Source organism: Intestinicryptomonas porci (genome assembly GCF_033971905.1).
GTDB lineage: Bacteria > Verrucomicrobiota > Verrucomicrobiia > Opitutales > Intestinicryptomonadaceae > Intestinicryptomonas > Intestinicryptomonas porci.
Map to the genome: position 1 here is coordinate 19,445 of NZ_JALBUT010000003.1, position 24,227 is coordinate 43,671.

17 protein-coding genes and 1 tRNA gene are annotated in these 24,227 nt (G+C 45.6%); 14 read left to right on the top strand and 4 right to left on the bottom strand.

From position 1 onward, the window contains the following. Nucleotides 1–103 precede the first annotated feature (103 nt). Nucleotides 104–3,649: a PA14 domain-containing protein gene (locus tag MOX91_RS02965; RefSeq protein ID WP_370396588.1), complete on the top strand. Its 3,546-nt coding sequence runs from the start codon at nt 104–106 to the stop codon at nt 3,647–3,649. 62 nt (nt 3,650–3,711) lie between these two features. On the opposite strand, the gene MOX91_RS02970 is transcribed toward MOX91_RS02965, so the two are convergent. After that, complete coding sequence (locus MOX91_RS02970; RefSeq protein ID WP_370396589.1) at nt 3,712–5,259, bottom strand: hypothetical protein; 1,548 nt, start codon at nt 5,257–5,259, stop codon at nt 3,712–3,714. A gap of 110 nt (nt 5,260–5,369) precedes the next feature. Between MOX91_RS02970 and MOX91_RS02975 the strand changes: the two genes are divergently transcribed. From MOX91_RS02975 to MOX91_RS03020, 10 genes are all read left to right on the top strand, one after another. Continuing rightward, nucleotides 5,370–5,882 carry a hypothetical protein gene (locus MOX91_RS02975; protein WP_370396590.1) on the top strand — a complete coding sequence of 171 codons (513 nt, stop codon included), beginning with the start codon at nt 5,370–5,372 and terminating at the stop codon, nt 5,880–5,882. Between the two features lie 5 nt (nt 5,883–5,887). Then, the gene (locus MOX91_RS02980) at nt 5,888–6,775 is read left to right on the top strand and encodes a fumarylacetoacetate hydrolase family protein (RefSeq protein WP_370396591.1); all 888 of its coding nucleotides are present in this window, start codon (nt 5,888–5,890) and stop codon (nt 6,773–6,775) included. 125 nt (nt 6,776–6,900) lie between these two features. Further along, nucleotides 6,901–7,155 (top strand): acyl carrier protein, encoded by a 255-nt coding sequence (gene acpP, locus MOX91_RS02985; protein WP_370396592.1) that lies wholly within the window; start codon nt 6,901–6,903, stop codon nt 7,153–7,155. Between the two features lie 140 nt (nt 7,156–7,295). Next, nucleotides 7,296–8,543: a beta-ketoacyl-ACP synthase II gene (gene fabF / locus MOX91_RS02990; RefSeq protein WP_370396593.1), complete on the top strand. Its 1,248-nt coding sequence runs from the start codon at nt 7,296–7,298 to the stop codon at nt 8,541–8,543. A gap of 88 nt (nt 8,544–8,631) precedes the next feature. Continuing rightward, nucleotides 8,632–10,863 (top strand): GH92 family glycosyl hydrolase, encoded by a 2,232-nt coding sequence (locus tag MOX91_RS02995; protein WP_370396594.1) that lies wholly within the window; start codon nt 8,632–8,634, stop codon nt 10,861–10,863. Nucleotides 10,864–10,930: 67 nt separating this feature from the next. Then, complete coding sequence (locus MOX91_RS03000) at nt 10,931–12,550, top strand: fumarate hydratase (RefSeq protein WP_370396595.1); 1,620 nt, start codon at nt 10,931–10,933, stop codon at nt 12,548–12,550. An 84-nt stretch (nt 12,551–12,634) separates the two neighbouring features. Then, complete coding sequence (locus MOX91_RS03005) at nt 12,635–14,350, top strand: PEP-CTERM sorting domain-containing protein (protein ID WP_370396596.1); 1,716 nt, start codon at nt 12,635–12,637, stop codon at nt 14,348–14,350. A 66-nt stretch (nt 14,351–14,416) separates the two neighbouring features. Further along, the gene (locus MOX91_RS03010; RefSeq protein ID WP_370396597.1) at nt 14,417–15,919 is read left to right on the top strand and encodes a DUF4153 domain-containing protein; all 1,503 of its coding nucleotides are present in this window, start codon (nt 14,417–14,419) and stop codon (nt 15,917–15,919) included. Continuing rightward, nucleotides 15,916–16,515: a DUF2238 domain-containing protein gene (locus tag MOX91_RS03015; RefSeq protein ID WP_370396598.1), complete on the top strand. Its 600-nt coding sequence runs from the start codon at nt 15,916–15,918 to the stop codon at nt 16,513–16,515. The genes MOX91_RS03010 and MOX91_RS03015 overlap by 4 nt, the downstream gene beginning before the upstream one ends. A gap of 233 nt (nt 16,516–16,748) precedes the next feature. Further along, complete coding sequence (locus tag MOX91_RS03020; protein ID WP_370396599.1) at nt 16,749–17,741, top strand: class II fructose-bisphosphate aldolase; 993 nt, start codon at nt 16,749–16,751, stop codon at nt 17,739–17,741. Between the two features lie 390 nt (nt 17,742–18,131). Here the strand turns inward: MOX91_RS03020 and MOX91_RS03025 are convergent, their stop codons facing one another. Next, nucleotides 18,132–20,534 carry a PEP-CTERM sorting domain-containing protein gene (locus tag MOX91_RS03025; protein WP_370396600.1) on the bottom strand — a complete coding sequence of 801 codons (2,403 nt, stop codon included), beginning with the start codon at nt 20,532–20,534 and terminating at the stop codon, nt 18,132–18,134. Between the two features lie 214 nt (nt 20,535–20,748). After that, nucleotides 20,749–21,084, bottom strand: a complete 336-nt coding sequence (locus MOX91_RS03030) for an STAS domain-containing protein (protein WP_370396601.1) — start codon at nt 21,082–21,084, stop codon at nt 20,749–20,751. Between the two features lie 381 nt (nt 21,085–21,465). Here MOX91_RS03030 and MOX91_RS03035 point away from each other — a divergent pair, with 381 nt between their 5' ends. The 3 genes from MOX91_RS03035 (at nt 21,466) to MOX91_RS03045 (ending at nt 23,289) form a co-directional block, all read left to right on the top strand. After that, nucleotides 21,466–22,782: an OmpP1/FadL family transporter gene (locus MOX91_RS03035; protein ID WP_370396602.1), complete on the top strand. Its 1,317-nt coding sequence runs from the start codon at nt 21,466–21,468 to the stop codon at nt 22,780–22,782. Between the two features lie 112 nt (nt 22,783–22,894). Further along, nucleotides 22,895–23,179 carry an HPr family phosphocarrier protein gene (locus tag MOX91_RS03040; RefSeq protein WP_370396603.1) on the top strand — a complete coding sequence of 95 codons (285 nt, stop codon included), beginning with the start codon at nt 22,895–22,897 and terminating at the stop codon, nt 23,177–23,179. Between the two features lie 34 nt (nt 23,180–23,213). Next, nucleotides 23,214–23,289, top strand: a tRNA-Gly gene (locus tag MOX91_RS03045). Nucleotides 23,290–23,413: 124 nt separating this feature from the next. Here MOX91_RS03045 and MOX91_RS03050 read toward each other — a convergent pair. Beyond that, nucleotides 23,414–24,169, bottom strand: a complete 756-nt coding sequence (locus MOX91_RS03050) for a zinc ribbon domain-containing protein (RefSeq protein ID WP_370396604.1) — start codon at nt 24,167–24,169, stop codon at nt 23,414–23,416. Between the last annotated feature and the right edge of the window lie 58 nt (nt 24,170–24,227).

Consider the following 24,227-nt stretch of genomic DNA (forward strand, 5'->3'; position numbering starts at 1 on the left):
GTTTTCAAGATTTTTTTTGACAGTCAAAAATCTTTTGATTTTCTTGAAAGGGCAAAAATGAAAAACCTTGCGGAAAAATTCCGCTTTCGGAGGAAAAGCATTTATGAAAACACTAAAAAGCGCATTGATTGCATGGATATGCCTTGCGGCGGCATTTGCGTTTGCCGATACTCGCCATGTCCAAAAACTTGATGGAGAAGGCTGGAACTTGTGGCTCGACAGGGACGCAAAGTATCAAGACGACACCCTCTATATAAACAAGTCAGACATTCAAAAAATAAAGGACGGCAAGCCCGACTGGCTGAAACAAGTCGATGTAAAGGAAATGAAAGCGGCAGAGCCAACCTGCGGCTGGGAAAACCTCTTTTCAAAGACTGCCGATTGGCGCGAAGCCGAAAAGGCGTGGAAAGACAAGAGCATAAGCCTGAAAGTCTCGGTCCCCTCCACCGTTGAGGAATATTTCTTCGACGCAATTTCAGGCAAAAACATGGGAAAAGGCGCGTCGGGAGACTATCGCGGCGTCAGCTGGTGGGGGCGTAAATTCAACATTCCGTCGGAAGCCAAAGGCAGGCGCATCAAGCTGCTTTTTAAAGAGGGCGTGCGCCATCGCGCGGAAGTGTTTGTGAATAGAAAACTTGCGGGGTACGAACTCGTCTTGCAGTCTCCCTTTGAAATCGACATAACCGACATCGTAAATTACGGGGCTGAAAACGAGCTCGCCGTCCGCATTACCGACGCCAACGGAAATTTCAGCTGGGGAGACTATATTTTCGCGAAATGGGGCAAGTATCAATTCCCGCTTTCGCACGGCTTTGGCGGAATTATGGGCGGAGTTGACGTGGTTATGGAAAACGACATTCACGTTTCAAATATTTTCGTGAAAAACAAATTCGCCCTGCGCGACATCGACACCCTCGTTGAAATCGCAAACGACTCAAATTCGCCAAAAACCATATTTGCGGAAGCCGAAGTCATAGAAAATTGGATTGATGGCAAAAAGGCGGCAAAACCAAAAACCATATTCTCGGTAGGCATAGGCAAGTTTGAAATTCCTGCAAACTCCTCTAAAATAGTGGAATTCAACGCTTTCGTTGAAAGCGCGAAATTGTGGGACATCGGAAACTCAAACCTCTACGACATGAAAATCACCCTGAAAGACGAAAACGGAAAAATTCTCGACTCGTTTTCAGACCGTTTCGGATTCAGATTTTTCGAGGCGAGGGGAATAGGAAGCGACGCCAAATTTTACCTAAACGGCAGGCGCGTTTTCCTGCTGTCTGCAATCAGCTGGAGCTTTTGGCCCTGCAACGGAATGATACCGACAAAAGAGCTTGCAAGAAAGCATGTTGAATCCGCAAAAAAACTCGGCATGAACATGATAAACTTCCACAGAAGCCGCGGCAACCATGAAGTCCTAAATGCCGCCGACGAACTTGGCGTGCTCTACTACGAAGAGCCGGGCGGTTTCAGCACATACAGGGTAAAGGGGCAGAACATGGACGGCGTCGATACTTCCATCGCGCACGAAATCTGCCGCCAAAAACTCCTGCGCATGATAAAAGACCACCGCAACCACCCGTCTCTTGTAATATATAATATGATAAACGAACCGGGCTGGCAACCGGACGACTTGGCAAAAGAAGCCATGTCTGCCGCGCACATGCTCGACCCCACGCGCTTCATATCCTACGGCTCGGGATTCATGGGAATGAAAAACTCCGAACCCACAAAGCTCCACATGCTCCCCTACGACCCAAAGCAATATACAGTCGGCTATTGCGACATTCATAACGCGGGCAACTCCCCCGGGGTGTACGTCGATTCCAACTACAATTCTCCGACAGGCTTTTTGAGAAACGAGCGCGACGAAACCGAAATTTTCGTCTGGGGCGAAGAAGGCGCGCTTGCAACTCCCCCTCAACTCGAACTTATACAAGAAGAGAAAAAGGGAAAGCCCAACGGCTGGGACGGGCAGGAATATGACGCCTGGTACAACGGTTATAAAAATTATATCGAAGAAAAGGGTCTGAAACAAAACTTCCCGTCCATCACAAAACTAATTACCTCAATGGGCGACATAATGTATTACGAGCACGGCAGGCTTCTTGAAAACGCGAGAATTGCAGACGGCGCGGAAATATACGTCTTAAACGGATATGAGGACATGAAAGACGACAACCTTTCGGGGGCGGTTGACTGCTATCGAAATCTAAAAGGCTCGCCAGAACTCATAGCAAACCACATGAAGCCCCTTGCTGTCGCCGTAAAAGCGCGCGAAAAATTAGCCCATGTGGGGGACGTAAATGCATTCGACTTGTTCGTGTTAAACGAAAACGTCCTGCCTGCGGGAGAATACGGCATCACAGCAAGCGTGCGCACTCCGAAAGGCGCGGAAAGAAAAATCCATAACGGGACGGCGCGCGTTTCGGGCGGCGAAAAGTTCAGCGACCTGGCTTGCGAAAACCTGAAAGTCGAATTAAACGACGGAGCGGGGCACTACATAATAACCGCAGAACTCTTCGACAGGGACGGAAAGCGCATTGCAACAGGCAAAGACGAAATGTTTGCCATCGACTACAAAAGCGGCGAAATAAAATCAAAAGGCGCGATTGTCGGCGGCGGCGGAGAGTATGCAAGGTTTGCAAACGACATCTTAAAAGCCGACCTCAAACCCTACTCCGAAAACATGGGGCGTCTTGACTACATTCTCCTTGCGCCGACCGACCAGGGCAAAATGTTCAAGACTATTTCACCGTTTAATTTCCGCACAAAAGACGGCAAAAACATCGGGTTAAACCTCGACTATTACCGCGGAAAGAAATTCGATATGCCTCTCGACAAAAGAATTTCAACCGCGCCCATAGACTTCAATTTAAAGTCCAAGCTGATTCCGGGCTACGACATACTGGGAACGGTCGATTTCTCGCTTAGATGGGAAGGTTTCGTAATTTCCGACTACACGGGAAAAGTCGAGTTTGAATTTGCCTGCGACGACGGCGCAAGAGTTTGGTTTGACGGAGAGCTTGTTTTCGACAAATGGTCAAACGGGCCTAAAACCGTGCGCACATTCTCGCGCGAAATGCAGGCGGGCAAAATGTACTCCATAAAAATCGAAGCCTATCAAGACGGCGGCGACTGGCTTTCAAGCCTGAAATGGAAGCTTCCCGTTCCGGAAACCAAGGTCGATTTGAATGCCCTCTTAAAGCGCGTCTTTGAAGACGGCACAAAGATGATACTGATAGAAGGCGCGGAAGAATGGCTTAAAGAGCTTAAAAATCTCGGAGCATTCCCCGAATACCAAGTATTCCACCCCCACAAGACATGGGTCGGGCACAACATGTTCGTAAAAGACCATCCTTTCTTCGACGGATTGCCCGTAAACTGCGGAATGAACTGGGAATACCAAAGCCTCGTTGTTTACGACGGGCCAAAGCACTTCGGGCTTGTGATGAAAGGCGAAGAACCTTTGGTTGGCCTTGTGGGCGTTCCGCTAAGGGGAATTGCAACAAGCGTCGGCATGGTAAATTACGGCAAGGGCAAGATTGTATTTTCAAGCCTTGACATAGCCCCGAATTTGGCTGTTGACACCAAGCCTTCAAACACGCCCAAAAAGATATTCTCAAACATTCTAAAATGGGCGGAGAAATAAGCAATCCGCCAAATAAAAAAGACGCCTTTTAGTGGCGTCTTTTTTTGTGGAGTTTTATTGTATTAAAGAGTCTTCAATTTTTTCAAAGCGGTTTTATAGACGTCCTTCGCCTTCCAGCTGTCGGAAGTCCCGATGATTTCATCAAAGAGCTTAAACCATTTTTCAGTGCGGAATTTATGCAAGTCATTGCGGTTTACATTGCCGTACTTCGCCTTAAATTCGTCGGTTGCCATAATCATCCAGCGCAATTCGTCCGCGGGAATGACATGCTCGTTGATGATTCTCGAATACTTTTTGACTTCGGCGGGAGTGGCTTCCCTTCCGAGCATTTCCAAGAATGCGGTTTTTACAACACCCTGAGCTTCTTCAACCCCGTAGGAATAGGCTCTGTATTCCCTGAACGCTCCGCCTCTTTGAACAGGCCCGTGGTTGCAACGCAAGAGATGCTGCAATGAACGCTCCTGCTTTTTGAAGTCCTTCTGGAGCTTTGAAGAGCCGACATATTCTGGATTATAGATGAAAGCCGAAGGCTCGTCGCACAAAATGTCCCACCTGCCGTCAGCCAAGCCCGAATGCTTGCCAAGAGACTTGTTGCCCTTGATTTCAAATTCGTCAACGCCGTCAGCTATAATGCCGTATGCGGAAGCTTCGCCGTCCAAAACGTTGTTTATGATTTTGGCACCGACAAATGTTTTGTTGCGCTTGTCGCTCGGCACCCAAACCGTCGCGCCGCAGGGAACGGCGATGTGGATTCTCGCGCCGCGGCTGTCGATTAAGTTGTCTTTTACGAGAACTCCCGAATAGTCGTATTTGCGCATTGAAGTTTTATCGTCTTTGGGCAATTTGTCGCCGTCGATTTCATAAAAGCCCAGACCGTCAACCATATTTATGCCACCCAAGCTTTCGCGGGAAATAGAGGCTATTACGTTGTCTTTAACTTGGCTTCCCGGTGCGCAGAATAAAACGATGCCAACGTCTGTCGGGTCTATCACGATGTTGTTTAAAACCGTGGAATTTCTCGCCGCGCAGGAAATGCCGTCGCCCCACTTGAAGGGTTTTTCCTGAGGATTTCTGCCGTTTCCGCGGGCGTCCGCTCCGCAGCCAAACAAAATCGAATTTTCAATCGTGCAACCGTCCCCGCCTTCATGCAGCTTAAAAGTTGACCATGTGCGCGAATTCATGAAAACGCAGTTTTTAATGAGCTGATTTTTTGCTCCGCCACCGCCGAACCACGCAAGTTCCGGCCCACCGCCGTTTGTATATGGCGGCAATTCGTAGCGGTTGCCGTCAAGAATGACTTTTTCCAAAACGATGTCGCTTTTGCCGTTGCCGCTTAAAATTTGCCCGCCTTCGGGCGAAGTTATTTTAAGGCGCGCATATTCGCTTATTCTCGAAGCGTCTTTCGTGTAAATTTTCTGTCCGTTGTGCATAAAGCGTATGGTCTTGTTTACGGGAATAACCGCCCCTTTTTCCAAAACCACACTGTCGCCCTTGTCCAGAGCCGACTGAATTTCCTCCGCACTGCGCGCAACAACTTCCGCGGCAAAAGCCGAAGCCGAAGCCGCGAAAACGCAGAACACCCCCAATAGCTTATATATGTGTTTTTTCATAAATATTAAAAATTTAAGCCATACCCTAAAAATTAGTCAAATCTTTTTATATTTTCAAAAACTTGACGAAACAGTCCTCTATATATAAAAAAGATTTCGGATTTTTTACCATGAAGAAACTGTTTTCATTATTTCTTTTAATTCCGTCCATTCTGTTTTCGGCAGGCAATTTCTGCGAAGACGAAGCCAAGGCATACACGGAAGAGACAAAAATCGTAAACGAGGCAGAAGAGCTTTTCGACAGGGCAAAAGCCGACCAAAGCGACATCTTTGCAGACTATTTCGCCGCAATAGAAGTCTATGTAAACGGGCTTCAAGCCCTGAGAAGGCCCGACCGCGTTGCGCGAATATTCGAAAGATTTCAGGAAAGGGGAGATTCTTACGCGTTCGCGACAAGAATTTGCCTTGAAGCGTCGCTTGCGTCAAAAAACGGAAAGCTTCCGAAAGAAAAAGAAGCCCTGCTCATATCTCTCATAAAAGAAGCCAAGAAGAAATCAAAAGGCGGCGCGAAAGATTTTGAAGCTTCCATAAGCGAGGTTCTTAAAAGCGGCAACCCCCTCGTAAAGCCATCTCAAACGCTCTCCAATACGATAAAGGAATTGTGCGAAAAAGCCGATAAATAGAATTTATGAAACTTCTTACATTCAAACACAACGACAACGTTTATCTCGGAGCCGTCTGCGAATGCGGAAAAACCGTCGTAAAGCTCTCCGATGTCGGGCTTAACTTCAACTCCATGCAAACGCTTATCCAAAACATAATGGATTCGGAGCTTGAACTAATCAGAACCGCGACCAAGACTTGCGAAATTTTTAAGCGCATTCCTCTTTCAGAAATAGAGCTCTTGGCTCCCATACGCTATCCCGCGCGCGACATTATCTGCCTCGGGCTGAACTATGCCGACCATATCGAAGAAGCGGCGCGCTTCAATTCCAAAAAATTCGGAATAAATATGCCCAAAGCGGTTTACTTTTCAAAGAGAGTAAACGAATCGGTTGCGCCCTTTGGGAAAATCCCGAGCCACCCGAAGCTCTGCGATTCCCTTGACTACGAGGCGGAACTTGCGCTCGTAATATCCAAAAACGCAAGAAACGTCGCGGCAAAAGATGCCTTGGAATATATTTTCGGCTACACCATAATAAACGATGTCTCCGCCCGCAACGTCCAAACCGAACACAAGCAGTGGTATTTCGGAAAGAGCCTCGACGGTTTCTGCCCCATGGGTCCTTACTTGGTTACCTCAGACGAAATAGGCGTCTATCCCAAGCTGAAAATCCAAAGCTATGTAAACGGGGAACTGCGCCAAAACTCCAACACCGACAACATGATTTATAAAATTCCGCAGATAATTGAAGAGCTTTCAAGCGGAATGACTTTGCAAGCGGGCTCAATCATAGCCCTCGGAACTCCGTCGGGAGTCGGGCTTGGGTTCAATCCACCAAAATTCTTAAAAAGCGGCGACACCGTTGTTTGCAAAATAGAAAACATCGGCGAAATTTCAAACACGGTCGAATGACGCGCGCCTGTTTTGAAGTTTCCGACCAATCAAAAAAAAGCTTTACAACTTCGCCCTTTTAATACAGCGTTTATTCTCATAAAAAATTTTTCACAAAATTTTAATCTGAAAACCAAGAAAACATTATGGCAGATATCGAACAAAGAGTAAAAGAAATCATCGTAAACCAGCTCAATGTAAAAGAGTCTGAAATCACCCCCGAGGCCAGCTTCATAGATGACCTCGGCGCTGATTCCCTCGACACAGTGCAGCTCATTATGACGTTTGAAGAAGAATTCAAGGACGAAATCAACGGCGAAATCCCCGAATCGGAAGCGGAAAAGCTCACAACAGTGGGGAAAGTAATCGACTACATCAAGGAACGCTCGCAAAAAGCGTAATCCATTGGTGAGAGTTTTTGAATTTTGAATTTACCGGCCCACTTGCGGGAGCAGATTGCACTCACAGTGGGTCGTTTTTTGTTTTTTAAGGCAAATTATTGCATGGCGGCGAAATTCGCCGCAAACGGAAAGATTTTTATATGTCAAGAGAACGAATCGTTATAACAGGCATTGGAACAGTATCCTCTTTCGGCGACGGAGTGGACATTTTCTGGGACTCTTTGGTTGCGGGCAAAAGCGGCATATCAAACATTACCGGCTTTGACGTGTCGGAGCTAAACTGCAAAGTGGCGGCGGAATGCAAAGACTTTGACGCCACCAAATACATGGATCCGAAACAGGCAAGGCGTTCGGACCGCTACACGCATTTTGCGATGGCGGCGGCAAAACTCGCAATGCAGGACGCAAAGCTCGACCATTCATCTGTTTCGCCCGAACGTCTGGGCGTTCTGATAGGCTCGGGAGTCGGCGGCATGGACACAATCGAACAGCAGTCGAGGGCGTTTCACCAAAGCGGCGCGCGCAGAGTTTCGCCGTTTATGATTCCCAACTTGATTTCAAACATGGCAGGCGGCGTTGTCGCAATCGAACTTGGAGCAAAGGGCGTCAATTTCGGCATTGTCAGCGCATGCGCAACAGGCACGCACGCAATCGGCGAAGCGTTACTGCACTTGCAGCTCGGCAGGGAAGACGTAATTTTGGCGGGTGGTAGCGAAGCGGCAGTTACAGGGCTTTCTTTCGCAGGTTTCTGCGCGATGAAGGCTATGGCGACAAACTATAACGACGACCCGACCCATGCTTCGCGCCCCTTCGACTTGAACCGCTGCGGTTTTGTGATGGGTGAAGGCGCGGGTGTTGTAGTGCTTGAACGCCTCGAACACGCTTTGGCGCGCGGTGCAAAAATCTATTGCGAAATTTCAGGCTACGGCGCGACTTGCGACGCATACCACATCACAAGCCCCGATATTGAAGGCAGGGGTCTTTCGCTCGCGCTTGAACGCGTCATGCAGGATGCGGGAGTAAAGCCCGAAGATGTTGACTACATCAACGCCCACGGCACTTCCACCCAATACAACGACAAGTTTGAAACCCTCGCAATCAAAAAAGTTTTCGGCGAACATGCCAAAAAGCTTATGGTAAGCTCCACAAAGAGCATGACAGGGCACTTGCTCGGAGCGGCGGGCGCGATTGAAGCGGCGGTTTGCGCAAAAACCCTTGAAACGGGAATTGTCGCCCCCACAATCAATTACGAAACCCCCGACCCCGACTGCGATTTGGACTATGTTCCGAATGTTGCGAGAAAGGCGGACGTAAAAGTGGCCATCAGCACGAATTTGGGATTTGGCGGCCATAACGGCGCATTGCTCTTCAAAAAATACGAAGCGTAATTTCCACAGCCAAAATTTTAAAAGACGCCTTTTGCGGGCGTCTTTTTTTTCGCCTTGCATTAAGCGCGCACATAAATAATATGGCGCAATGAAAAAAATAATTTGCATTGCCGTGCTTTTTTCAGCCTTAGCATGCGCATTCGCGCAGGGAGAAAGCCCGACGCAATTTGTCGATACATGGATTGGCTCGCGCGGAAGCGGCAACACGGTCATAGGTCCAAGCCTGCCCTTCGGAATGATAAAGCCGTCGCCCGACACCGGGAAAAACAGCAGCAATTCGGGTTGGGGCGCATCGGGCAACATAAACGGATTTAGCCAAACCCATGTAAGCGGAACAGGCGGTGGCTCAAAATACGGCAATATCCTCGTCATGCCCGCAAACGGAACTTTGGATGTTTCAAACATATCCTCGGAAAGGGCGAACGAAACTTCCAAACTCGCTTTCTACGGCGTGGATTTAACGCGCTACGGCATAAAAGCGGAAATAACCTGTTCGGAAAAAGCCGCAATTTACCGCTTTTCATTCCCCAAAAAAGAAGGCTCGAAAATAGTTTTCGACACAGGGCATTTCCTTTACAACAACGTAGCGGGAGAAGGACAACACTTGGCGGATTGTTCCGTCGAAATCCTTTCGAAATGCGAAGTCTCGGGACATACAAGCCTTACGGGCGGGTGGAACTTGCAAAAAGAGCCGTTTACTGTATTCTTTTACGCAACAACCGACACCCCCGCATCTAAATTCGGCATTTTTAAAGACGGAAAATTTCAAAAAGACAGCCTCAAAGCTTCGGCTGAAAACGGGGAAAAGACAATGGCATTTCTCGAATTTGGAGGAGAAAGCGAAAGAACAGTGCACCTTAAAATCGGCATATCTTTCGTAAGCGTCGCGCAAGCCAAAAGGAACGCAAAAGAAATAAAAAACTTCGATTTTGACGGTACTTTAAAGCGCGCAATCTCGGCATGGGACAAAGCCCTGCGCCCCATTGAAATCAAAACGGATTTCCCCGATCAAAAGAAAATTTTTTACACCGCCTTGTACCATGCAATGCTTATGCCCGCAAACAGAACGGGAGACAATCCGCTATGGAAATCAAAAGAGCCGTATTACGACGACTTTTACGCCATTTGGGATACATTCCGCACGTCGGGCCCCCTGCTCACGCTAATCGCCCCGCGCAGGCAGGCTGAAATCATACGCGCGTTAATCGACATACAAAAACACGAAGGCTTTTTGCCCGACGGCAGAAGCGGCAACCACAACGGGCGAACGCAGGGCGGAAGCAATGCCGATGTCTATATTGCCGACGCTTTCGCAAAGGAGCTTAAAGGCGTAAATTGGCGCGACGCCTACGAAGCCGTTAAAGCAGACGCCGAAAACGAGCCTGCCGACGGCTACAAGGAAGGAAGAGGCGGGCTCAAAGACTGGCATGAAATCGGCTACCTTTCAATCGAAGGCTTTAAGATGTCGGGCTGCAAAAACGTTGAATACGCTTACAATGATTTTTGCATAATGCAAATGGCGCAAGCTTTAAACAAAAATGAAGACGCAAAAAAATACTCTGACCGCGCCAAACAATGGCAAAACGTGTGGGACGAAAACTTGGAGCATTCGGGATTTAAGGGATTTATCCGCCCAAGGCATAGAAACGGAAAGTGGCTTGAAAACTTCAAGCCGACCGACGGTTGTTCTTGGAAAGGGGACACTTTTTATGAGGGAAATTCGTGGACGTACTCGTTTTACGTTTTGCAAGACATGAATACTCTCATTGAAAAATGCGGAGGCAAAGATACATTCGCAAACCGCCTCGACGAATTTTTTAACGGCAAGTGCGACTTGGCAAACGAACCGTTCTTTCTTACGCCATACCTTTACATCTACGCAAACCGCCACGACAAAACTGCGGAACGAATACATAAAATTCTGCCGCGATTTACCGCGCATGCGGGCGGAATTCCCGGCAATGACGATTCGGGCGCATTGAGCGCGTGGTATGCGTGGAGCGCGATGGGGATTTTCCCTGTGGCGGGGCAGGACTGGTATTTTATAGGTTCCCCGATTTTTGAAAATACGAAAATAAACCTTCAAAACGGCAAAGCTTTTACGATAAAAGCCGAAAATCTTTCAAAGGAAAACATTTATGTTGCCAAGGCATTTTTAAACGGGAAACCTCTGAAACAGGCATGGATAAGGCATTCTCAAATTGTTTCGGGAGGAGAATTGACGCTTAAAATGTCTAAAAATCCCGACAATTTCTGGGCTGAAACTCTCCCGCCCTCCCCGCTTTCCGACTTAAAAAGCCAAAAGTTTAAACAGCCTTGACTATCGAAGCCTTTTGCGCTTATTTTCTTTCAAATATTTTACAACAACACTAAAAATCTCAAAAAAAATGGCAGACGCAGAATTTAAATACCAGGAAATGTTTCCGCACGGCAAAGACGAAACCAAATACAGACTCATTACAAAAGAAGGCGTTTCGGTTTCGGAATTTGAAGGCAGGAAAATTTTAAAAGTTTCAAAAGAAGCCCTCACTACTTTGGCGCGCGTGGGCTTTCACGATGTTGCGTTTATGTTGCGCCCCGCGCATCTTAAAATGGTAGCCGACATACTTGAAGACGACAGCGCGTCCGAAAACGACAAATCCGTCGCCCTTACAATGCTTCGCAATGCGGAAGTCGCGGCGGGCGGAGTTCTGCCTTTCTGCCAAGACACTGGGACTGCCACAATAGTCGCGCACAAGGGTCAAAGCGTCTGGACCGATTGCGACGACGCCGAAGCCCTCTCAAAGGGCGTCTTTGAATGCTACACGCAAAACAACCTGCGCTACTCGCAAAACGCCCCCTTGACTATGTGGGACGAAGTAAACACGGGGTGCAACCTTCCCGCGCAAATCGACATCTACGCGGATAATTCCGACAAATACGAATTTTTGTTCGTCGCAAAAGGCGGTGGTTCGGCAAACAAAACCTATCTTTATCAGGAAACAAAAGCCCTGCTTACGCCAAAGCGTTTGGTAAGCTTCATGATTGAAAAAATGAAAACGCTCGGTACTGCGGCATGCCCCCCGTACCATCTGGCGTTTGTAATCGGCGGCACAAGCGCGGAAATGAATTTGAAGACCGTAAAGCTCGCCTCAACAAAATATCTCGACAATCTCCCGACTTCGGGCAACAAATACGGCCACGCTTTCCGCGATGTCGAACTTGAAAAGCTCGTCTTGGAAGAAGCGCACAAGCTCGGCATCGGGGCGCAGTTCGGCGGCAAGTATTTTGCGCTTGATGTACGCATCATAAGAATGCCCCGCCACGGCGCGTCATGTCCCGTAGGTCTAGGGGTGTCCTGCTCCGCCGACCGCAACGCGAAGGCAAAAATCGACGAAAACGGCGTATGGATTGAAGAGCTTGAAGCAAACCCGGGTCGCTTCATTCCGGAAAAGTACCGCAACGTAAATACGGGAGACGGCGCGGTGAAAATCAATTTGAACCGACCGATGAAAGAAGTTTTGGCGGAGCTTTCAAAATACCCCGTCAAGACCCGTTTAAGCCTTGACGGCACAATTATCGTCGCCCGCGACATCGCCCACGCGAAACTTCTCGAACGCCTCGAAAGCGGAAAAGGGCTTCCCGAATACTTCAAAAACCACCCTGTTTACTATGCGGGCCCCGCAAAAACTCCGGAAGGAATGCCATCGGGTTCGTTCGGGCCTACAACTGCGGGAAGAATGGACTCTTATGTCGATATTTTCCAAGAAAACGGCGGCAGCATGATTATGATTGCAAAGGGCAACCGCTCGCAAGCGGTAACCGACGCATGCAAAAAGCACGGCGGTTTTTACTTAGGCTCAATCGGAGGCCCCGCCGCTCTGCTTGCAAAGACGAACATCAAGAAAGTCGAGCTTGTCGAATACCCCGAACTTGGAATGGAAGCGATTTGGAAGATTGAAGTCGAAAACTTCCCCGCATTCATCTTGGTTGACGACAAGGGCAACGACTTCTTCAAGATGCTTTAAGAAATAATCTTGTAAAAACTTGACATCCCATAGCCGAAAGGTTATTGGTTTATAAATATTGTTTAATGATGTATTTATAAGCCTATGAAAAATTTATCTCTTTTGACTATGGGAGCATTGCTTCCATCTCTTGCATTTGCCGCAAACTACACGGCTACCGTTGACGGGAATTTCACGGATCCCGCAACTTGGGGAGAAACTGAATTAATTCCGACAGCGGAAGACACATTTACAATCGGAAGCGGCGTAACTGTTGACATTACTTCCGCCGTGGTTGCGGACAAAATCGAATACGCCCACAATTATCAAGTCCCCGGCATACTGAACATCGCGGGCGAAAACGCATCGCTTACGCTTTCAAATTATTCGAGCCTGTTTTACCAGTACATGATGGTCTTCAATGTTTCAGAAGGCGCGAACTTGGACGCAAAATTCAGCTGGGGCGGCGACGGATACTACAAAATGAATATAGACGCCGCAACCGCGACTTTGGCGTTTGACCAATTCCAAGGCTCAAAATTCGACGGCGATGAAACGCTCGATTCCGGCATTTATCTCACAAACGGAGCGGTTGCAACCTCTGCAAGCAACTGGAATTTGGTCCCATCAAGCGCAGACCACTCCGTAACTGTTTCGGTTGACAATTCGAAACTCCAAATGTCGAACGCAAACTGGCTTACGATAAACGCTTCGGGCAACTATTCAAAAGCAAACATCTTTGTAAAAAACAACAGTACTGTAAACAATCTCGGCTCGTTCACTGTATCGGGAGAAAATGCCGAAGCAAACATTGAAATTGAAAACAGTTCGGCAACGCAAAGCGGCTCGACTTTTCAAGCGACAGGTCAAAATTCGACCCTAAACTTCACGGTTAAGGAAAGCTCATACACATTAAGCGGAGACTTTAAAATGCTTGCGGACGCAACAGACGCAACTTTAAACCTCTCTTTCATAGACAATGCTTCGCCTATTTCAATAACGCATATGTATATTGGAGCAAGAAACGGCGGCACTGCAAACTACACAATGAAAAATTCGGAAATAAATACGGGATTTTTCTATATCGGCCAGCATGAATATAATCTTGGTTCAAAGGTTTACAATAATGGTCTTGTAAACCTTTCCTTGTACAACTCAAAAATGACGTTCACGCAATTCAAGGTAAATTACTGGGATAATTCAACCACGACCATAGCCCTGAGCGGCAATTCAAAGATGGTGCAATCGGGTAATAATACCATTAATTTTGGTACGCGAGACGGAGAGAAAAAAGGCGGCGAAGTCATCTTGCAGCTTGGCGACTACGTTGATGGCAATTTCGTGGCGGCTCAATCGGGAGCATTTCAGGGTTCTTACGAATTTTTCGCAACTTCAACAAGCACTTTGAAATTTATACTTGGAGCTGAAAACTTAACGAAAATCGGGGAAGAAACATTGGGAGCTTTAATCTCTGCAAGATACTTTAAGCCCGTTCAAGGAGATATAATTCTCGATTTTTCAAATATTGCGGGTTTGTCGGCAGGCTACTACCAGGTGGCACTCATAGCATGCCTTTCCAAGCAAAGTCTTGAAAACTTGGGAGGGCTTACCGCCTCTTACAATGATTTGTTTGAATCAAACGTCATTGAAACCGATATCGTAAAGCTTTTCTATAACGAAAACGGCGATTGCTACACAATAAAAGACGGCGTTCTTTACGCAAACATAGAAGTTCTTAACATCGTGCCCGAACCAAGCACATATGCCGCGATTTTCGGCGCGCTTGCGCTTGCGTTTGCCGCGTATCGCAGAAGAAAGTAATTATTTCGCAAACATTTCAAAAAGGCGCATTGACAATATGCGCCTTTTTTCGTTATTTGTTTCAATATGAAATCGTTATTTAACCCTTTCGGGGTGGATGTTAAAACATCTCCTTCCAAAAGATTTTTTCCCGCATTTGCGCTAAGCCTGCTCTTCGGATATGGATTTTATGCAGGCGGCATTTTTATAACAAACATATTTCTTGCCTTGATATTTTTATCGCTATTGCCTTTCGACAAAAATTTTTACGCGCCTTTCGGCTCCAAATTTTTAATTCTTGCAGGCATTGCATTCTGGTGCGGAATATTTTTTGAAAACTCCCCGCTTGCCGCCGTTTGTTTTTTTGTTTCGCTTGCAATACTCCGCATAAGCCAAGAGTTTTTCGAAGAAAAAACAAAAACATATTCATGGATTTTGAGGGTTGCCGCCTTCTGCGCAGTACAGGGAGTTTTTGAACCTTTCTGCTTTTTGACAAAATATGCGGGAAGAATAATTCCCAAAGAAATAAAATATTGTCTGCCGAAATTTTTAAAAAAACTCATCGTCTGCCTTGCGATATTTCTAATCGGTTCGGTATTTTTTGGGCTGTTTTGCGTGGCATCTCCCCAGCTGAATTTCTTGGTGAATATTATTTTTGAATTTGTATTGGAAGATTTTTTCCCAAATCCGCATTCGTTTTTTTCATGGATGTTTTTATCGTGGCTATGCTTCGGACTATTCAGCATTACGGCATATTCAAGCGTCGTAAATACCTTCAAAGAAGCGGAAGATGAAATGCCGAAAACAGAAGTTTTCCCGCAAAAAAATTTTTCAATGCGCTACGCAAAAACTTTTTCGACCGCGCTTGCAATTTTCAACGCGATATTTTTGCTCCAAAATATTTTCGACTTAAAATATATTTTAAGCGGTTGCGTTCTCCCGCAAGGAACGACATACGCAAAATTTGCAATGGACGGAAGCTTTGCTCTCGCAATCGCGACACTTCTTGCCGCCGCGATAATAATTGTATGCTTTAAAGACTGCACTAACACCAAAGACTGGCGTTCTGCACGCATTCTTGCCTATGTATGGATAGCGCAAAACATAATGCTTGGCATATCCGCCTGCACAAGACTCGCCTCATACACAAGCGCCTACGGAATAACAACCACAAGAATTTACGGCTTTGCATTTTTTGCCATAGTCTTTGCGGGATTTGCGTTGACTGCGATAAAAATCGTAAAGAACAAACCTGTGCGCTGGCTTATAGATGCCAACATTTATTCATTTATAGCCATGCTTGCCGCAATGTCGCTTTGGGACGAAGAGCAATTTGTTGCAAACTACAACGTAAACCGATTTTTTAAAGGGAACAAATTAGACTTTGAATATCTTTCAAGCCTAAGCGACACATCTGCAATCCCCGCAATGATTAAAATCGTAAACGCAAATGATAAAAAATACACGCCTCTTGCCAAAACTTATTTAGAGAAACAAGTCGAGTTTTATATGTCCGAAGATTTTTCAGGCAAACATTTCAATTATAAATATCGCAAAACGCAAAAAATTCTCGAAAATTATTTCAAATGACAAATCAAAAAAACATTCCCTTAATTCTTTTGATAATCCTTGCAGCCCTCGGGATTTGGTCGTATATCGACGCCTATGACCGCTCCGTGTGGCATGTCGAAATGGCAAGCGTTTTGACAGTCGGCGGACTGCTTGTAATAACATATCCGTTTTTCAAGTTTTCAAATACCTCTTACATAATAGTGTCGCTTTGGCTTGCAATGCACACAATCGGGGCGCACTACACTTTTGAAAGAGTGCCGTTTGAATGGGTTAGCGACCTCATAGGCTCTTCGCGCAACCACTATGACAGAGTTGCGCATTTTGTGATTGGGCTAAATTCGTTTTGCGTTGCGGAGTGGTTTCAAAGAACAGGAAAAGCGAAGGGCTTGGCTACTTGCGCGTTTATCGGGGTAATTTTCATTATGGCGATGGCAAACGCATGGGAGCTGATTGAATGGGCTTATGCAGAAATTGACGGCGGCTCGACAGGCGCGGCGTTTCTCGGCTCACAGGGAGACATTTGGGACGCGCAAAAGGACATGCTTTCGGACACTCTCGGCGCGATTTGCGCGGCGGTATTTTTCGTTTGGAAAAACGGGCTGAAAAAAGCGTAATATCCCTCGGTTTTCTGCCGAAATTTTCCGCAGGCATACGCGGAAAAACGCCATATCCATTCGGGAATAAAGCGCGCAAAAAATCGGAGAGCACGCGCGGAAAATTTTTATGAATGCCCCTATTCAATGTAAAAAACTCCGTCTTTTTTGCCCCCTGTTTTATTCGATTTTTTTCTTGCAAAGAAAAGAGGCTTAACCATCATTATTTAACTTAAACCCAAAATATTGCAATTATGGTATCATACAAAGAATTAGGTTTGGTCAACACGCGCGAGCTTTTCAAAAAAGCTTTCGCAGGCAAGTACGCAATTCCCGCGTTCAACTTCAACAACATGGAACAAATGCAGGCTATCATTCAGGCTTGCGTTGAAACAAAATCGCCTGTCATTTTGCAGGTTTCGAGCGGCGCGCGCAAATACGCAAACCAGACGCTTTTGCGCTACATGGCGCAGGGCGCATGCGAATACGCAAAAGAACTCGGCTTCAACGTTCCCGTTGTATTGCACCTCGACCACGGCGATTCGTTTGAACTTTGCAAATCCTGCATCGAATACGGATTTTCTTCCGTCATGATTGACGGCTCCGCATTGCCCTACGAAAAGAATGTGGAACTCGCCGCAAAGGTTGTGGATTACGCCCACAAATACGACGTCACAGTCGAAGGCGAACTCGGCGTTTTGGCGGGCATCGAAGACGAAGTTTCCCACGAAACCCATTCATACACACGCCCCGAAGAAGTTGAAGACTTCGTAAAGAAGACAGGCGTTGACTCTTTGGCAATTTCAATCGGCACTTCGCACGGCGCATACAAGTTCAAGCCCGAACAATGCACGCGCAACGCGGAAGGCAAGCTTGTTCCTCCTCCGCTTCGCTTCGACATCTTGAAAGAAGTTGAAAAGCGCATTCCGGGCTTCCCGATTGTTTTGCACGGTTCATCTTCCGTTCCGCAACAATACGTTGACATCATCAACGCAAACGGCGGCAAGCTCGAAGCGGCAGTCGGCATCCCCGAAGAACAGTTGCGTCAAGCAGCAGAATCGGCTGTTTGCAAAATCAACATCGACTCCGACGGCCGTTTGGCAATGACTGCGGCAGTCCGCGAAGTTTTGGCAAAGAAGCCCGCAGAATTCGACCCGCGCAAATACTTGGGTCCCGCACGCGACGAATTGAAAAAGCTTTACATGCACAAAATCATCAATGTTTTGGGTTCTGCAAACAAGGCATAACTTCAATCATTTACAAAAAAGACGCTTCATTAGAGGCGTCTTTTTTTTGCGCCCCGACAAAATGAATTAAAAAGGCTTCACTATTCCGCGGTCAACCTGCGATTTTGTGCGAGACTATCGAAAATAAAATTCTTATATTTTCTCCAAACTCCCTTAAAAGAGCGGAATATCAATCTATACAACGCTGAGACAGTCTTTTTTAAGCCGAAACTTAAATGAATACGGACGCCATTAAAAAAGTATTTTTACTAAAATCATTCGTTGGAATATACATCTTTTTACTGTTTTCTTGAAAGCAGTTTTCTCTTGGAATGAAATTCCAATACAACAAAAAAGCTTCTGTTTTTTAAACAGAAGCCTTTTATCTAAAAACTATCCCTTTGCCATAGCTTACTTGCGGCGGCGATATGCCGCGAACGCAAGAGCAAGCGCGCCAAAGATTGCCGCGTATGTTGACGGTTCGGGAACTACGGTGTTGTTTGTATAGTAAACAACCAACTGCATGAAGTTAATGTTTTCACCTTCTGCATTCTGGTATTCTTCGCTTTCGTTGTATTCCAAAGCAAAGCGGTAAACATCTGACTCATTTGCCAACAAGACCGAAACAAAATCTTCATACGCATATACGTCATCCGGATTGGAAACATCAAAAAGCTCGCCAAAAATATTTTGGTTATGGTCTGAAGTTTGGAGCAAAACATACCTTGTTTCTTCCTGCGGAGTCGTGATGTTGGAAAAATCAATCTTCATCATGCCGTTACTCTGATTATTGTTAAACGTGAGATTTGTAATGGGAGTGATGCCCGTATCATCAACGACAAATTCAATCACGCCGCCGCTATTCAACCTGAAACCATTATGACCATCGTCCGTGGATTTTATGACGATTTTATTTTCACCGCCAACAATACGGAGAGTGCCCTTGCCCAAAGTTTCGTCCCAATTATCGGTTTCTTTGCCGACTTCAAGACCCGAAAGCAAAATATCATTGCCCGAACCTTTTACTTCAAAGGTTGTATTTGTTGTATAGCTTTTTCCGCCCCACTCGTGAATTTTGAGCCATACACCCCTGCCGTCGCCGCGGTTCAAAGTAGTGTTGCCCTGCATTGAGAATGTATAGCTTGTAGTGGCGTCCAAAGCCTGAGAACCCTGCAAAATCAGTTCTCCGCTGCGAATAATGATTTGGTTTTTGTTTGCCGCGTTATCGCCTCTGAAAACCGCAGTGATTGTACCGCCGGTAGATTCGTCTTGGTTGTTTACGTTGAATTTATTAACGTTCAAGACATTGCCTTCGCCGGTCATTGAGAAGTTGATAACTGCCCCTGTCTTCAACAAAGATTCTGACAGATTGAAATTATTGCGAGTATACAAAGTGTTGTTTGACCCCGAAATATCAATGTTTGCAGTTGTTGCAACTTCTTCGACCTTCTTGCCCAAACGAACATAGAAGCTGTTAAACTCAGCCCAGTTATTTGAGCCGGACATCGTAAACCTTGCAGAACCCTGCTTCGCATCGTCGCCACCAATATTCAAATCGCCCCTTGTGGTAAATTTGGAATAGCCTTTCAAATTAAACTCCATCAAGAAATTGCAATCATCCACAATTTCAGCCTTGCTAAGGCGCATATTAACGTTTCCGGCAAAAACCGCTTCCGTAATCGCATCCGCAGAACCTTCCATATTCCATGAAATATTGCCGTAGGCGGATTCCCATCCTCCCGCATTGGCAAATTCAAGATTCCAAGCGGCAAATTTCGAGCCGCTCAAAAGATTGACAGAGAGGCTTGTGTTTTCGTTAAAATCCGACCACCCCAAATTGACATTGCCACCATTTGTAATATCATCAAGCGTTCTTGTTTCGGCATCCATAGCCCAATAGCTTGTGCCGTCCGCAGCGCCCGCACCGTTTACGACAGTGCCATTTTCAAAGGTAAGAACCTGCTGAGAGTCAGCGCCGACATGAAGGAATATAACGTCTCCATTCCACCCGCCCGTAGAACCGTCCGACTTCCAGTTATTATAAAAGCGGTTCAATGTAGAGTTGGAATAAGTCGTGTTCCAATTTCCGCCATAGCCGGCAACCAACCATCCATCATTTGACGCCTGCTGGGTTGAATTTGTAAAATTTACATTCGTTCCGGATTCGGTTCCGCGGAAAATAAGTTTACCGTAAAAAGTCGAATCGGTAAGGCTCATATCGCTATTGATATTAAAGTTGCCCGACTCCTGGTAAATTTTTGCGCCATTTGTAGCATATAGCTTTCCGCCATTGTCGCCGCCGCCGCCACGTAAAATAAACGTTGCGCCATCAACATTCTGAGTTGTATTTCCAAAGCCCGAAACAGAAACAACCGCTCCGTCTGTCATATTTATTACAGAATTGCCGTCCTGCCAGAAATTGCCGGTGATATAAAAATCATTCTTAACGTTGATTGTTGAATGCCACAAACCCGTAATAGTCATATTTACAAGGCTGTCGGCAGAACCAATCGCAGCCGAAGTGGTAAGAGTGCTGTAATCCATCTTTACCCTTACCTGCTTATCAGCCCAAGTATCCAAAGTCGACGGCAATTCCCACGGAAGAACCGACATGGAAACCTTGGTCCACGGTTCATACGACGTTATATGTTCAGCCTCGTTCCAAGACGAAATTGCATTAAAATCACCGTCTGAAACATTGTTAGCTCTGATTCTGTTCCCGACGGGAATATCATTTTGCGTATATTCCTGTTCCTGCGCAAACCCTGTCAGCATTAGGGATGCGATAGATAGTTCTAATAGTAATTTTTTCATAGAGGTCATAAGATTGTAATAAAAAAACTTGTTTTATAGATTAAATATTTTTTTTAACAAGCAATGTCCTCTTGTCAAATAAATTCGACACATCAATAACTTATGAACATTGAAGAAAAGCTTAAAACCCTTTTCTCAAACTATTGAGATAAAAACAAAAAAAATCCGTATTTTTTTAATACGGACAGGTAAAAATGGCATTGAAAGTAAAATTTTACGCCAAAACCGAAAGAGCATCGTCTTTTGAGTCGCGTATGTCAAAAAACGCGGAAAGACCCGAAATTTTAAAAACCTCAGCAACATTCGAGTTCAATGAAGAAAGCGCAATCCTGCCGTCAACTGCTTTCAGCTTCTTTGCCGCCGACAAAAGAGAGCGCAAGCCCGCACTGCTGATGTAGTCAAGCTCCCTCAAATCAAACAAAACCTTTTTCGCCCCCGAAGAAATCAAGCCGTCAAGCGCGCCGTCCAATTCCGCCGATGTTATGACATCCAAACGCCCTTTCAACGCGGCGACGCAAATATCGTTTACTTTTTCAATGTCTATCGTCATAAAAAACCTTTCAAATTTAAGGCAATATTTTAGAAAAATAATGAAAAATGCAACTTAAATCATCCGTAAAAATTTTCTCGGAACTTTTGCGAATTTCATATGTCGAAAAAAGCAGGTTAGTGTGCCAGATTTTGCAAAATTTGTTAAATCTGTTATAAACGGCGCGCGGCAATTCCGATTTTTCATCATGACGAAAACAGGATTGCCGCGTTTCCTTTTAAAATGAGCTTAAAAATCGGCTTTTTTTGCAAAATATTAAATTTTTTTGAGCTTTTTGTTGGTTTTTTCTTTTCAAATTATTGTTTTTCGGCAACTTTTGTATCCTTTTAAAATTTTGCATTCAGTGAATGCAAGCAAACACTAACAACAAAAGTTCATAATATGAAGAAAATAAATATACTAATCGCGTTGGCGATGTTTGTTTCGTGTGTCAAAGCTTGGGCATCAGGCTTTCAAGTTTTGGAGCAAGGCGCATCAAACCTCGGCACCGCATTGGCAGGAGCAGTGGTAAACACCAACAACGACGCAACCGCGGCATATTGGAATCCGTCGGCTGCGTTTTTTGTAGAAAGCGAAAACAAATTAGATGTCGCGATTTCAATCATCTATCCCGAAATGAAGTCGCACGTCACGGCAACCCATACAAGCCCATACCAACCCGGAACAAACATTCCGACTCCCGGCATCAACGACAATGCGGGCAAGCTGGCGGTAGTTCCAAACGCCTATTACGTAAGAAAATTCGGCGAAAGATTTGCGGGAACTCTCTCAATTACTTCCCCCTTCGGGCTTGCGACACAATATGACGAAGAAAGCAACTTCATCGGCAGATATGACGGCGTAAACAGCGATATCCAAACCATACAGATAAATCCGTCCCTCGCCTACAAGGTAAACGACTGGCTCTCGCTTTCAGTAGGGGCTTCGGCGGACTATATCCACGCTGAGCTTACATCGTACACATTTATCCCGCAGAACGGATTGCCATTGCCCGCAGGCGGAATAGACGCAAGAACGAGAGTTGACGGTTCGGGATGGAGCGGCAGCTTCAACGTAGGCGCAACCGTAAAGTTTTTGGAAACAGGCCGCTTCGGCATTTCATACCGCTACCAAATCCGGCATGATATCGAAGGCTATGTCACAACATCAAACCCGATGTTCGGCATTTTTAACAGACAATCCGCCGCCGCAAAGCTTAACTTGCCGTCAAACTTGAACCTGGGCGCGTCTTACAAATTCAAAGACGATTTCTGGAATCAGTTTACGGTTATGGCGGCATACACATTCACTTGGTGGAGCAGCTTCAAAGATCTCGACATAACTAACGACGCAGGCGGCTTAATCCACCATACCGCAGAAAACTGGCGCAACACCCACAGGGCAAGCGTCGGCGCCGCATACCAGCCCGACTGGAACAAAGACCTCACTTTGCGCATAGGAGCTGCTTTCGACCAAAGCCCCGTAAGAAACGCAAAATTCAGAACCGTACGTGTCCCCGACACAAACAGAATTTGGGCTACCTGCGGCTTGGGATACAAAATCGGCAACATGAATTTCGACCTTGCCTACATGCACATCTTCTTTGACGACGCAAACATCAACAACACGCAAAACCACGCATACTCGTCTTCAACCATCAAAGGCTATTACGACGGTTGCGCACACGTTGTCTCGATGCAAGTCGGCGTAAAGTGGTAGAATAAAATTAAACGACGCGCCTGACATTGTTTCGGGCGCGTTTTACAAAGCCATGCCTAACTTTTTGCTTGACCAAAAATAAGGCATAGCCAATTATGTACTTTTAAAAATTATGAGCTCAACAGAACAAGCCACAAAAATACTGACCGTTGAAAACAAGATGGGCATACATGCCCGTCCCGCCTCAAAGATTGTGCGCGCTTCAAACAAATATTCGGGCGCGGAACTTGTCGTTGAAAAGGACGGGGAAAAAGTAAACGGCAAGAGCATCATGGGGTTGATGATGCTTGCGGCGGGGAAAGGCTCCTCGATAAAATTTGTGGCATGCGGCGAAGGGGCAAAACCGATGCTTGATGAAATCGAAGATTTGTTTAAGCGCAAGTTTGACGAAGAATAATTTTTAAGTTTAATTTTTATTTAAAATTTTTAATGCGGGCGTAGCTCAATTGGCAGAGCGCGAGCTTCCCAAGCTTGAGGTTATGGGTTCGACCCCCACCGCCCGCTCCATTAAAAAAAGCCTGCAAACAAGAGCGTTTGCGGGCTTTTTTGTTGATAAACAAAGGGTTTGAGAGTAGCTGCAAAAAACAACAATCCGATATATCGATGCACGATTTTAATAAATATTTTTTTGTCAGCTATATTTTGAGAAGAAACAATTTATTGTATATAAAACAAGAAAAAATATAACAATCAAGCATAGCGAAAACAAAACAACCCAAATTCCCGATATAACACTATCATGGTTATCGCCCATACATATCGGAAAAAGCAATAGCAAAATAAAAATTACTGAAAACAAACAGCAACCGATCTCTGCTTTTTCTACTTTATGTTTGTATTCTTCGATGTATTCGCGAACAAAAACAGCAGGGGCGATTTTTTCGGCTTCTGTGCTGCTTGATTTAAAAACTGCGTCTTTGTAATAATTGACAAACGCTTTATGCGCTTCTTCGGCTTTAACATAAATACTTTTTCTATCGGCCACTGAAAAACGCAAAATTGTGCGTTTTTTTGTTTTCCAATTCCAATATTCAAGCCTCAAAAAAGAAACGCTCCTTTGATGCTGAAGAAAATCGTCTTCGATATAGTTGTGATAATAAACACCCAAATCTATAACGTGCGAAAAGGGTATTATCTGCAAGTCTTTTAACTCCAAGTCAGATATCGAAAGCCCATGCGTATGACAAATTAAATTTACCTGCTTTTCTTCTCCTAAAACATCTACTACCAAATATGCGCCATCAACGACGCCCCCGATATTTAAATCAAGTTCAAGTTGCGGCATTGTGTTGTAAAGATGCGCGGCAATATCATAGCCGCAATGAGGGCAACAACTTGCCTTGTCGCTAACATCTTTTCCGCATTCAAAACACTTAATTATTGCCATTATTTTTCTTTTTTACTTTTGCAATATAAATTAGCCGCTTCTATTTTTTTGCGAACCG

What these genes read in the sequence shown, in the direction of transcription:
- MOX91_RS02970 (WP_370396589.1), bottom strand. Translation starts at nt 5,259, where the DNA reads ATGAAAAAACACATATATAAGCTATTGGGGGTGTTCTGCGTTTTCGCG.
- MOX91_RS02995 (WP_370396594.1), top strand. Translation starts at nt 8,632, where the DNA reads ATGAAAAAAATAATTTGCATTGCCGTGCTTTTTTCAGCCTTAGCATGC.
- fabF (WP_370396593.1), top strand. Translation starts at nt 7,296, where the DNA reads ATGTCAAGAGAACGAATCGTTATAACAGGCATTGGAACAGTATCCTCT.
- MOX91_RS03025 (WP_370396600.1), bottom strand. Translation starts at nt 20,534, where the DNA reads ATGAAAAAATTACTATTAGAACTATCTATCGCATCCCTAATGCTGACA.
- MOX91_RS03050 (WP_370396604.1), bottom strand. Translation starts at nt 24,169, where the DNA reads ATGGCAATAATTAAGTGTTTTGAATGCGGAAAAGATGTTAGCGACAAG.
- MOX91_RS03005 (WP_370396596.1), top strand. Translation starts at nt 12,635, where the DNA reads ATGAAAAATTTATCTCTTTTGACTATGGGAGCATTGCTTCCATCTCTT.
- MOX91_RS03010 (WP_370396597.1), top strand. Translation starts at nt 14,417, where the DNA reads ATGAAATCGTTATTTAACCCTTTCGGGGTGGATGTTAAAACATCTCCT.
- MOX91_RS02975 (WP_370396590.1), top strand. Translation starts at nt 5,370, where the DNA reads ATGAAGAAACTGTTTTCATTATTTCTTTTAATTCCGTCCATTCTGTTT.
- MOX91_RS03000 (WP_370396595.1), top strand. Translation starts at nt 10,931, where the DNA reads ATGGCAGACGCAGAATTTAAATACCAGGAAATGTTTCCGCACGGCAAA.
- MOX91_RS02980 (WP_370396591.1), top strand. Translation starts at nt 5,888, where the DNA reads ATGAAACTTCTTACATTCAAACACAACGACAACGTTTATCTCGGAGCC.
- MOX91_RS03040 (WP_370396603.1), top strand. Translation starts at nt 22,895, where the DNA reads ATGAGCTCAACAGAACAAGCCACAAAAATACTGACCGTTGAAAACAAG.
- acpP (WP_370396592.1), top strand. Translation starts at nt 6,901, where the DNA reads ATGGCAGATATCGAACAAAGAGTAAAAGAAATCATCGTAAACCAGCTC.
- MOX91_RS03015 (WP_370396598.1), top strand. Translation starts at nt 15,916, where the DNA reads ATGACAAATCAAAAAAACATTCCCTTAATTCTTTTGATAATCCTTGCA.
- MOX91_RS03030 (WP_370396601.1), bottom strand. Translation starts at nt 21,084, where the DNA reads ATGACGATAGACATTGAAAAAGTAAACGATATTTGCGTCGCCGCGTTG.
- MOX91_RS03035 (WP_370396602.1), top strand. Translation starts at nt 21,466, where the DNA reads ATGAAGAAAATAAATATACTAATCGCGTTGGCGATGTTTGTTTCGTGT.
- MOX91_RS02965 (WP_370396588.1), top strand. Translation starts at nt 104, where the DNA reads ATGAAAACACTAAAAAGCGCATTGATTGCATGGATATGCCTTGCGGCG.
- MOX91_RS03020 (WP_370396599.1), top strand. Translation starts at nt 16,749, where the DNA reads ATGGTATCATACAAAGAATTAGGTTTGGTCAACACGCGCGAGCTTTTC.